Origin of the sequence: Pseudidiomarina sp., assembly GCF_048268165.1 — a bacterium.
In the GTDB taxonomy this organism is placed as follows: Bacteria; Pseudomonadota; Gammaproteobacteria; order Enterobacterales; family Alteromonadaceae; genus Pseudidiomarina.
The window spans coordinates 329,015-338,885 of sequence record NZ_JBLWWA010000002.1 but is presented as its reverse complement, the minus strand read 5'-3'; the positions used below and the strand labels follow the sequence as shown (position 1 = coordinate 338,885).

The 9,871-nt window shown below is 48.7% G+C and carries 9 protein-coding genes and 4 tRNA genes; all 13 read right to left on the bottom strand.

Annotated features, from left to right (window positions below; all coding sequences use genetic code 11):
- Positions 1-136: GTP-binding protein (locus ACN0UY_RS08315; protein WP_417666218.1), on the bottom strand; the 136-nt coding region annotated here is incomplete at its 3' end.
- 110 nt (positions 137-246) lie between these two features.
- Positions 247-322 (bottom strand) — tRNA-Thr (locus tag ACN0UY_RS08310).
- A 15-nt stretch (positions 323-337) separates the two neighbouring features.
- Positions 338-412: transfer RNA gene (locus ACN0UY_RS08305), tRNA-Gly, on the bottom strand.
- A 64-nt stretch (positions 413-476) separates the two neighbouring features.
- Positions 477-561: transfer RNA gene (locus ACN0UY_RS08300), tRNA-Tyr, on the bottom strand.
- A 17-nt stretch (positions 562-578) separates the two neighbouring features.
- Positions 579-654: transfer RNA gene (locus ACN0UY_RS08295), tRNA-Thr, on the bottom strand.
- Positions 655-743: 89 nt separating this feature from the next.
- Positions 744-2,042: an adenylosuccinate synthase gene (locus tag ACN0UY_RS08290; protein WP_417666209.1), complete on the bottom strand. Its 1,299-nt coding sequence runs from the start codon at positions 2,040-2,042 to the stop codon at positions 744-746.
- 76 nt (positions 2,043-2,118) lie between these two features.
- Positions 2,119-3,285 (bottom strand): selenocysteine lyase, encoded by a 1,167-nt coding sequence (locus tag ACN0UY_RS08285; protein ID WP_417666208.1) that lies wholly within the window; start codon positions 3,283-3,285, stop codon positions 2,119-2,121.
- 92 nt (positions 3,286-3,377) lie between these two features.
- Positions 3,378-4,265 carry a protease modulator HflC gene (hflC, locus tag ACN0UY_RS08280; RefSeq protein ID WP_128352229.1) on the bottom strand — a complete coding sequence of 296 codons (888 nt, stop codon included), beginning with the start codon at positions 4,263-4,265 and terminating at the stop codon, positions 3,378-3,380.
- Between the two features lie 3 nt (positions 4,266-4,268).
- Positions 4,269-5,465 carry an FtsH protease activity modulator HflK gene (gene hflK, locus ACN0UY_RS08275; protein WP_417666207.1) on the bottom strand — a complete coding sequence of 399 codons (1,197 nt, stop codon included), beginning with the start codon at positions 5,463-5,465 and terminating at the stop codon, positions 4,269-4,271.
- A 54-nt stretch (positions 5,466-5,519) separates the two neighbouring features.
- Entirely contained in the window at positions 5,520-6,815 is a 1,296-nt protein-coding gene (hflX, locus tag ACN0UY_RS08270) for a ribosome rescue GTPase HflX (protein ID WP_417666206.1), read from the bottom strand.
- A gap of 26 nt (positions 6,816-6,841) precedes the next feature.
- Complete coding sequence (gene hfq / locus ACN0UY_RS08265; protein WP_128352232.1) at positions 6,842-7,093, bottom strand: RNA chaperone Hfq; 252 nt, start codon at positions 7,091-7,093, stop codon at positions 6,842-6,844.
- Positions 7,094-7,240: 147 nt separating this feature from the next.
- Positions 7,241-8,197: a tRNA (adenosine(37)-N6)-dimethylallyltransferase MiaA gene (gene miaA / locus ACN0UY_RS08260; RefSeq protein WP_417666205.1), complete on the bottom strand. Its 957-nt coding sequence runs from the start codon at positions 8,195-8,197 to the stop codon at positions 7,241-7,243.
- Positions 8,194-9,858 (bottom strand): DNA mismatch repair endonuclease MutL, encoded by a 1,665-nt coding sequence (mutL, locus tag ACN0UY_RS08255; RefSeq protein ID WP_417666204.1) that lies wholly within the window; start codon positions 9,856-9,858, stop codon positions 8,194-8,196. Before mutL ends, miaA begins: the two co-directional genes overlap by 4 nt.
- Positions 9,859-9,871: the final 13 nt, after the last annotated feature.

Here is a 9,871-nt window from a genome sequence, read left to right as displayed (position 1 = left end):
CACGTGCTGAACCACCGTAGGTTTTCGCCAATACCGTGGTGATCGCAGCGGTCAGAGTAGTTTTACCGTGGTCAACGTGGCCGATTGTACCTACGTTAACGTGCGGTTTGGAACGTTCAAATTTTTCTTTTGCCATGACAGCCTCTTTTTGGACAACGTACGGTGGTTAAACACCAACAATTGAAAATCATTAACCGACAATTATGCCGAATTTAGCGAGACAAGGGAAGAGTTGGACCGGATAAGTGGTGCTGATAGGCGGATTTGAACCGCCGACCTCACCCTTACCAAGGGTGCGCTCTACCAACTGAGCTATATCAGCACGAATACAGATTATTGGAGCGGGTAGTGGGAATCGAACCCACATCATCAGCTTGGAAGGCTGAGGTAATAGCCATTATACGATACCCGCATGCCTTGAATCGGGCCACCTCAAACCATTCTGGACTCACCGCATTCTACAGATAATGCAAAAATGGTGGAGGGGGCAGGATTCGAACCTGCGAAGGCTGAGCCGTCAGATTTACAGTCTGATCCCTTTGACCGCTCGGGAACCCCTCCATAACCATATTTTGAGTTGGTGCCGGCACCAAGAGTCGAACTCGGGACCTACTGATTACAAGTCAGTTGCTCTACCAACTGAGCTATGCCGGCACCCCGGTTAGGTGGAGCGCATTCTATTGTATCGATTTTGATGATGCAATAGTAAATACCAATTTTTTTAGGTTTCTTGGTCCGTTTGGTTAATTTGCGAACGGATGACGCAAAATAATGGTTTCGCCACGGTCTGGGCCTGTTGAAATAATGTCCACAGGAACGCCAGTTAAAACTTCGATTCGCTTGATATAAGCCATCGCTGCAGTTGGCAAATCTTTATGCTCAGTGATGCCCACTGTGCTGTCTTGCCAACCTGGCATTGACTCATAAATTGGCTCTACTGTTTCGTAGTCTTCAGCGGCCATAGGTGGGTAATTTACCACGTCACCGTTTGGCAGCTTGTAGCCCACACAAATCTTCAGTTCATCTAAACCGTCTAATACATCAAGCTTGGTCAAACAGAAGCCGCTGACAGAGTTGATCTGCACTGCACGACGTGCGGCTACCGCATCAAACCAGCCCGTACGGCGTTTGCGCCCTGTTGTGGCGCCAAACTCATGCCCTTTAACACCTAAGTGTTGGCCAACTTCACATTCCAGTTCAGTTGGGAACGGGCCGCTACCGACACGCGTGGTGTACGCTTTTACGATACCCAGTACATAGTCGATATAACGCGGACCAAAACCCGCGCCAGTAGATACACCACCGGCAGTCGTATTCGACGACGTCACATACGGATAGGTACCATGGTCGATGTCTAACAAGGTGCCTTGAGCGCCCTCAAACATGATGTGCTGACCAGCCTTACGAGCATCATCAAGCAAGGTTGGAATGTCTGCGATCATATCTTTTAACTGGCCGGCAATTTCACGGCAGTAATTCAAAACGTCTTCAACATTTACCGCTTCGACTTTGTAGTAATTCACCAAAGTGAAGTTATGGAATTCGACCACTTCACGCAATTTTTCTTCAAACCGTGCGAAGTTAAATAAGTCACCTACACGTAAGCCTCGGCGCGCTACTTTGTCTTCATACGCTGGACCAATACCGCGCCCTGTAGTACCTATAGCTTTAGCACCCCGAGCAATCTCGCGCGCTTGGTCAAGTGCAATGTGGTAAGGCAAGATCAGTGGGCAGGCTTCGCTAATAAGCAAACGCTCGCGTACTGGAACACCACGCTTTTCTAGCATGGCCATTTCTTCCATTAGCGCTTCTGGAGATAGCACCACGCCATTACCGATAACGCATTTCACGTTGTCACGTAAAATACCTGATGGGATAAGGTGTAATACGGTTTTTTCACCGTCAATCACTAAGGTGTGACCTGCGTTGTGTCCGCCTTGATAGCGAACCACAAGTGACGCTTTATCTGTCAGCAAATCAACGATTTTGCCTTTACCTTCGTCACCCCATTGTGTGCCTAGAATTACTACATTTTTACCCATGATCTCGTTACCAGCGGTTACTGTTGAAAAAACAGGCGGCGATTTTAACAGGTATTTGGCAGCGACGGTAGCCCGATCAGTCGCGACTCAATGCATTTTTTAAGCGTTGGTAGTCCGCCGCATCGTGATAAATTGCAAATCCAAAACGCAATCGTTCCCCTCGATAATCAGTTTCGACACCTGCGGCACGCAAACGGCCCGCCAACTCCTCAACAATTTGAGCGTTTTTAAGTTTAAAGGTAAGAAAGTGACCATGATGGGCAAGATTCTCGGCCAATAAATGCGTTCGATTAATCTGTGGGTGGTTAAGTTCATCCAACACCACAAGAAATTCGGTTTGCAACTGTTGCACATAGCGATGCATGCCAGCTACCGTCAACGCATCTCGCTGCCACCATAGTAAAACACTCTCGAGCCGGTACAGCGCTGAAAAATCCATCGTCGCACCGGCAAAGCGCATGCCGTCGTCAGCGTAGCTTACCGTTCCAGCTTGTGGCTTAGCGAGGTTTGCAAAATCAGCAAACCAGCCCGTGTACTCTGGACGCAGCTGGCAGCCTTTAGGAACCGCCATAAAACAACAGCCCTCTCCAGCCTGAAGGTATTTATAGGCGCCAGCCAAATAAAAAATACGGTTAGCATAAGAACTCAAATCGGTCGGTATTGCGCCGCAACCGTGGTAGCCATCCACAATGATTTGCGTGGCGGCAGGTACTTCGTCAATCCAAGTACTTAAGTCCGGTGCCAATACACCGGAATTGTAAAAAACTTGGCTGGTAAATATTAGGTCAAACGTGCCTTGTTCAATTGCTGCCAACCAGCGCCGCGGGAACGTTTCATAAGGTTCGGTTGGCACGGTTATTAGCTCGACATTTTTACGCTCTTGCAGCCGCTTTATCTGGCGGGCAAAACTATGAAACTCGCTGTCAGTGCTCAACACACGTAGCGGCTGCTTTGGGTCAAAGCTGGTAATCACCCGATACAGTAATTCATGCGTATTACTCGCAAATACAAATTGCTCGGGGTAAGGGTGATTCAGGAGCTTCGATAACAACTGCTGCACCGACGGTACACGTTCGCCGAAAATGATGTCCCACTTGTGATCCACACCACGGGCACTGTCGTCCCAATATTGCAGTTGAGCATCGCGCGTTACATCAGGCCAATAGTGGTGGCTGTGCGGCGCACAGTGCAGCGCATTTGGATGCTCAGCGAGATAGCGGCTGTAATGATTTTTATAAGACATCTGTTTGTTACTCATTGGACTTTTTTAGAAGACTATATACAAAAAACCCGCGGCACAACCGCGGGTTTTTATTAGCAATCAATAACGAGCTTTTAATTGGTTGCTGTTGAGTTCTTCAAATATTTAAAGAAATCACTTTCCGGTTCAAGCACCAGCACATCGTTGCCAGTCGCAAAGCTCTTTTCATAAGCTTGTAAGCTACGAATGAATGAGAAAAACTCGGGGTCTTTGCTGTACGCATCAGCATAAATTCCTGCTGCCGCAGCATCACCTTGACCACGTAGTTCGCGTGACTCACGCTCAGCGTCTGCAAGCATAACCGTTACACGTGCATCAACATCAGCACGAATAAATTCTGCCTGCTCACGACCCTCAGAACGGTGCTCCATGGCAACCGCTTGACGCTCAGCACGCATACGCTGGAATATCGACTGGCTGACTTCGGTTGGCAAGTTGATTTGCATCACCCGCACGTCAATTACTTCGATACCTAATTCTTGGGCACTATCAGCACCGCGAATTAGCGCTTCACGCATTAAGTTGTCACGCTCGCCAGAAACAATTTCTTTGATGGTACGGCTACCGAACTCAGCTCGTAAACCACTGCTAACTCGACGTGTTAACAATGCTTCTGCTTGAGCTTGGTTACCACCATTGGTCGACAAATAGTACGTTGCAAAATCAGAGATTCGCCATTTCACATACGTATCAACGATTAAGTCTTTCTTCTCGCTGGTTACGAAACGGTCCGGATTCCCATCAAGCGTTTTAAAACGTGCGTCAAGGCGCTTAACATCTTCGATAAACGGTAATTTGAAGTGCAAACCCGGTGTATAAACAGTCGCTTCACCGGTGTCCGCATCACGCAATACTTTACCAAACTGAACCACGATGGCGCGTTGGCCTTCTTTTACAACAAAAATTGAAGAGAAGCCGAGCACCACAGCGACGATAACTAATACTGCTATAAAGTTTTTCATCGTTTACCCCCGGCCATCGTTAAAGCGATCGCTAGTGCGAACGCTAGTGTCATTGGTATTACTGCGCGACGAGTTACCATTTGGAATATTACTTGAGCTCTGCGTCGGACGTGAATTAGTACTCGACGCTTCGCTGCGCACAGGTTCTACCGAACCGCGCTGCTTCTCAAGAATTTTGTCCAGCGGCAAATACATCATGTTGTTGCTGCCTTCTACATCCACCATAATTTTAGCGGTGTTGCTGTAGAGTTTTTCTAATGTCTCAATGTATAACCGTTCACGCGTCACAACTGGTGCTGCTTCATATTGCGGCAACAGCTCCTTAAAACGGGCTACCTCACCTTGAGCTTTTAACACAACTTGTTCACGATAAGCCTGCGCTTCCTGCAGAACACGGCGAACCTGTCCACGAGCCAGCGGTTCAACTTGTCGTGCATAGGCTTCAGCTTCACGAATGAAACGTTGCTCATCTTCTTGCGCCGAAATAGCGTCATCAAAAGCGTCTTTAACGGCTTCTGGTGGGCGTGCTGGCAACAAGTTAATATCCACAACTTGAATACCTAATTGGTAAGGTGCAATAACATTTTCCAATAGCTCAAGCGTGTTTTGACGGACATTCTCACGGCCCACGGTTAACACCTCATCCATGGTCGTGTGGCCAACAACGTAGCGCAATGCGCTATCGGTTGCTTGCGCTAAACTACGATCTGCGTTTTCTACCGCGAACAAGTAGTCGCGCGGATTCACGATACGATACTGAACGTCAAGCTCTACGTGCACCACGTTTTCGTCTTGGGTCAACATAAAACCTTCAGACTGGAACTGTTGTACGTTGCTCACGTCGACAGTTTCGACAGAATCGACAAAAAATGGACGCCAATGCAGGCCAGACTCGACCAAATTGTGGTATTGACCAAAACGCAATACAACGCCTCGTTCGGCTTCTTTAACCGTATAGAAACCGGCAATAAACCAGATAACTACGATTAAAATCGCGATAACGCCAAAACCACGTGATGGGAACCCACCACTGCTCTTGTTGCCGTCACCGCCTTTGCCTTTGTTTCCGCCAAGACCTAACTTGCCAAGCAAGTTACGAATCGCTTCATCGAGATCGGGCGGGCCTTGATCGCGGCCGCCTTGATTTTTCCATGGATCACGGTCATTGTTATTGCCGTTTCCCGGTTGATTCCAGGCCATTGATTACTCCAACTCTGGGTGGTTTATAAATACATTATTGTTAATTTGTTACAGCTATTCTACAAATCCTTGCAACGCATCGCCATACTCTTTGGCGACATGTTTGCTTAATCGTTGCCAGTCAACAGCTGACATTCTAACTTTCAATGCAAGCTGCCCGTCTTCACGGGTTTCTTCTGCTGTAACACTCTTCATGGCGTAAAGCTTACCACGTAACTTACCCATTGAGGGTGGAATTCGTAAGGATACGTCAACCATCTGTGGGCGCAAGCGTTGCACTAACGCTTGTTGTAACAAATCTATTCCGGCTCCTGACTGTGCTGACAGCCATACTCGAATCGGCATCCCTTGGTCATCGGTATCTATACGCGCAAGCCCGTCATCCAGTTTATCAATCTTATTACAGATAAGCAGTTGCGGTACTTCGTCGGCGCCAATTTCATGCAGTACTTCCTGCACTTGATGCATGTTTTCTGCTTGACGCTCATCGGCCACATCAATGACATGAAGCAATAAATCTGCCTCTTGCGTTTCCTGCAACGTGGCTTTAAATGCTGCAACAAGCTCATGTGGTAAGTGCCGAATAAAGCCAACGGTGTCAGCCAAAATAATTGAGCCTACATCAGCAAGCTCCAGCTTCCGCAGAGTTGGATCAAGTGTCGCAAATAGCTGATCGGCAGCGTACACATGGGACTCAGTAATTTTGTTAAACAAGGTTGATTTACCCGCGTTGGTATAACCAACCAATGATACTGTTGGAATTTCAGCACGCTGCCGCGCGCGGCGCCCTTGTTCGCGCTGCTTTTGCACTTTTTCCAAGCGCCCAAGAATGTTTTTGATACGGCCACGAATAAGGCGTCGGTCAGTTTCAAGCTGGGTTTCACCGGGGCCTCGTAAACCGATACCACCCTTTTGGCGCTCCAAGTGGGTCCAACCACGCACTAATCGCGTCGAAATATGCCGCAACTGAGCCAACTCTACTTGCAACTTACCCTCATGGGTACGTGCACGCTGTGCAAAAATATCAAGAATCAAACCGGTACGGTCAAGCACACGGCATTGGCATAACTTTTCTAAGTTACGTTCCTGCGTTGGGCTTAAGCTGTGATTAAAAATGACAATATTGGCGTCTAGCAGTTTAACGTGATCAGCAATTTCTTCTGCTTTGCCTGAGCCAACAAAATATCGGGAACTTGGGGTGCTACGCGATGCTGTCACCACACCAAGGGTTTCCACCCCGGCGGATGACACAAGAAGTTTTAACTCAGAGAGATCTTCACGATCGATTTCGGCTGGGAAATCAACGTGGACCAGGATAGCACGCTCACCACTTTCAAACCTATCAAACAAGCTATCACTGCTCCTTCATCATAGTATTAGTCAATCGCCTCTTCGCTATTCTCTGCTACTGGCAGATAATTTTGCGGAATACGCGCTGGAACAACAGTTGAGATGGCATGCTTATAGACCATCTGGCTTACTGTATTTTTAAGTAAGATAACAAACTGATCGAACGATTCGATCTGGCCTTGCAGTTTAATTCCATTTACCAAGTAAATTGACACCGGAACGCGCTCACGACGCAGCGCATTCAAAAACGGATCCTGTAATGTTTGCCCCTTAGCCATACTCTGTTTCCTTTTTTTGTTATTGTTCGTGTCTGGCGGCAACATACTCAACCGCTTTTACCAGTCACTTTAACTATAGTTTAAATGCCACCATTTGGCAGCTTTGTCTAATTTATTTCAGCTTATACTGAATATAAGGTGAATCTTTTAGTTTTCAAGGCTGCCCTGCGCAAATAACTGCGGGGGTTGTGCGCAAAGCTCTAAGGCCTGTTCCAGCAAATTCGGTGACTCACTTTCTAGCCACTGCACACCAGGCCACTTGCGCAACCAAGTAAGCTGACGCTTGGCCAACTGCCGCGTTGCAAAAATACCGCGGTCAATAAACTCCTCGTAATCATAGTCGCCATCTAGGTATTGCCATGCCTGACGGTAACCAACACAGCGTATAGCTGGTAAATCGACATGTAAATCAGACCGTTGTCTTAGTTGTTCGACCTCATGAAGAAGACCTTGTTCAACCATTTGACGAAATCTTAACGCAATACGTTGGTGCAAGGTGGCACGATCACGTGGGGCAACTGCTATTTGAATTAAGGGGTAAGGCAATGCACCGTGACGTGCAGCCGTTAAATCCGTTAATGTCTTACCAGAAATACGATATACCTCGAGCGCTCGCATTACCCGTTGAGGGTCATTCGGATGAATTCGCGCTGCGCTCACCGGATCAATTGCAGCGAGCTCAGCGTGCAATTTGCTGCTACCGCCTTCTTCTAGCTCGCGGCCGATTTGCTGACGAATACTTTCATCGGCTTCAGGCAACTGCGACATCCCTTCTAACAAAGCTTTAAAGTACAACATAGTTCCACCCACCAACAACGGAATACGACCTTGTGCAATGATTGCATCGATTTCGCGCCGCGCATCGGCGGCAAACTGGGCGGCGGAATAACTCTCGGCAGGATCACAAATATCGATTAGCCGATGCGGAGCCTGCGCTAACTCTTCGGCGGTTGGCTTGGCTGTACCAATATCCATCCCCCGATATATCAGCGCCGAATCGACTGAAATAATGTCACAAGGGAGCTGCTGTGTGAGCGCGATCGCCAAGCCAGTTTTGCCGGCAGCGGTGGGACCGTACAAGCAAATAACGAAGGGTTCATTCATCGCAGTGGCTCCGGCATAGCTGGCAAAGTAATAGCGGTAAGCCATTGCGGATTTGAATGCAGTTGTTCTTGCCAGCAGCGCAGCCAATGTTCGGCTTGCGTCAGTGAATAGTCGGTTTGAACCTGATGAATCGCCAACCAACTAAATACATCTTGATTGCTCTGCAGTCGTTCAACCAATGCCGCAATGCTCGTTGCGATGTCGGTTTGACGTAAAACTGACGGCACATCAAGTATCGTCACCGCGCGCTTAGACTGCTCATAACGCACACCCAATCGCGCAAGTTGTTTAGTATCTACTTCGACCAATGAGCGCAACAGCGCGGCATCAGTCAATTTCACGGGTATTAGCAATGGTTGTCCAGCTAACCCGACGTGTGCCTGCTGCTCCAGTTGCTGCCGCAAATAGGCATGTTGCACCCGCTGCAAATCAAGCAGTGCTAACGGTTCTGACTCAATGAGAGCGAAGCGCTGGGCCACCACCTGCAGCACGGAGTGCGGTAACGATGATTTTGGATTCGGCGTTGCTGGCGCCGTGGGTGCCGTTCGCGTTGGAAATATATCACGATGTTGTGGTTGCAGCTCCCTAACTTGCTGGGTCAATGCTTCGCTGCTGGCTGTGTAGCCGTGCTGCGTTTGTTCAGCTTCGGCTGCTGAAGTAGCGGGCGCTGAGCTTAGCGCTTGGCGCGCACAGTGCAATACAAAATCGTGAATTTGCCGGGCCTGATGAAAGCGCACTTCGTGTTTTGCCGGATGCACATTTACGTCAACATCTTCTGCCGGTAACTCTAAGTACAACACAAAGCTTGGCGTTCGCTCATCGTTTAATGTGTCGCCATAGGCTTGACGCACAGCGTGCCCCAATAAACGATCGCGCATCATTCGCCCGTTCACGTAAAAATACTGAACATCGGCTTGATGGCGGCAGGCATGAGCAGGCGCTATCCAGCCCCACAAGCGCACGGGGCCCGTTTGTTCGTCGAAGCCTAGTGCCGAATCGGTAAAGCTGTTACCGCACACCTGTGCAACACGTTTTATGGCGTGTTCCGGGTCTTGCACTGCGTTGTATTGGCGTACAATTTTGTCATTGTGCGTTAAGCTAAAACGCACGCCAAAGCGCGCCAGCGCAATCCGCCGCAATACCTCATCAATGTGAGCAAACTCGGTTTTGTCGGTGCGCAAAAATTTGCGCCGCGCGGGTGTATTAAAGAACAAGTCCTGCACATCAACGGTTGTACCCTCGGGGTGGCTCGCCGGTGCAAGTTCTGCTTGCATATCGCGCCCTTCAACCCACGCTTGCCATGCTTGCTCTTGGCTTACCGTTTTTGAAGTCAGCGTTAAACGAGACACTGAGCTAATGCTGGCTAAAGCTTCCCCCCGAAATCCGAGGCTTTGAATCGCCTCCAAATCACTTAACGAAGCAATTTTACTGGTGGCATGACGACTAAGCGCCAGCCCAAGTTCTTCCTTAACAATACCGCCACCGTTATCGCGCACACGAATACGGCGTCGCCCGCCTTGCTCAATATCGACGCTAATTTGCGAAGCACCGGCATCAAGACAATTTTCAACCAGCTCTTTGACAACAGATGCGGGGCGTTCAATCACTTCCCCTGCTGCTATCTGGTTGGCCAGACTTATTGGCAGCAACTGAATCGGCATGTGTAAACCTAAC

What these genes read in the sequence shown, in the direction of transcription:
- ACN0UY_RS08290 (WP_417666209.1), bottom strand. Translation starts at nt 2,042, where the DNA reads ATGGGTAAAAATGTAGTAATTCTAGGCACACAATGGGGTGACGAAGGT.
- ACN0UY_RS08285 (WP_417666208.1), bottom strand. Translation starts at nt 3,285, where the DNA reads ATGTCTTATAAAAATCATTACAGCCGCTATCTCGCTGAGCATCCAAAT.
- hflC (WP_128352229.1), bottom strand. Translation starts at nt 4,265, where the DNA reads ATGAAAAACTTTATAGCAGTATTAGTTATCGTCGCTGTGGTGCTCGGC.
- hflK (WP_417666207.1), bottom strand. Translation starts at nt 5,465, where the DNA reads ATGGCCTGGAATCAACCGGGAAACGGCAATAACAATGACCGTGATCCA.
- hfq (WP_128352232.1), bottom strand. Translation starts at nt 7,093, where the DNA reads ATGGCTAAGGGGCAAACATTACAGGATCCGTTTTTGAATGCGCTGCGT.
- miaA (WP_417666205.1), bottom strand. Translation starts at nt 8,197, where the DNA reads ATGAATGAACCCTTCGTTATTTGCTTGTACGGTCCCACCGCTGCCGGC.
- mutL (WP_417666204.1), bottom strand. Translation starts at nt 9,858, where the DNA reads ATGCCGATTCAGTTGCTGCCAATAAGTCTGGCCAACCAGATAGCAGCA.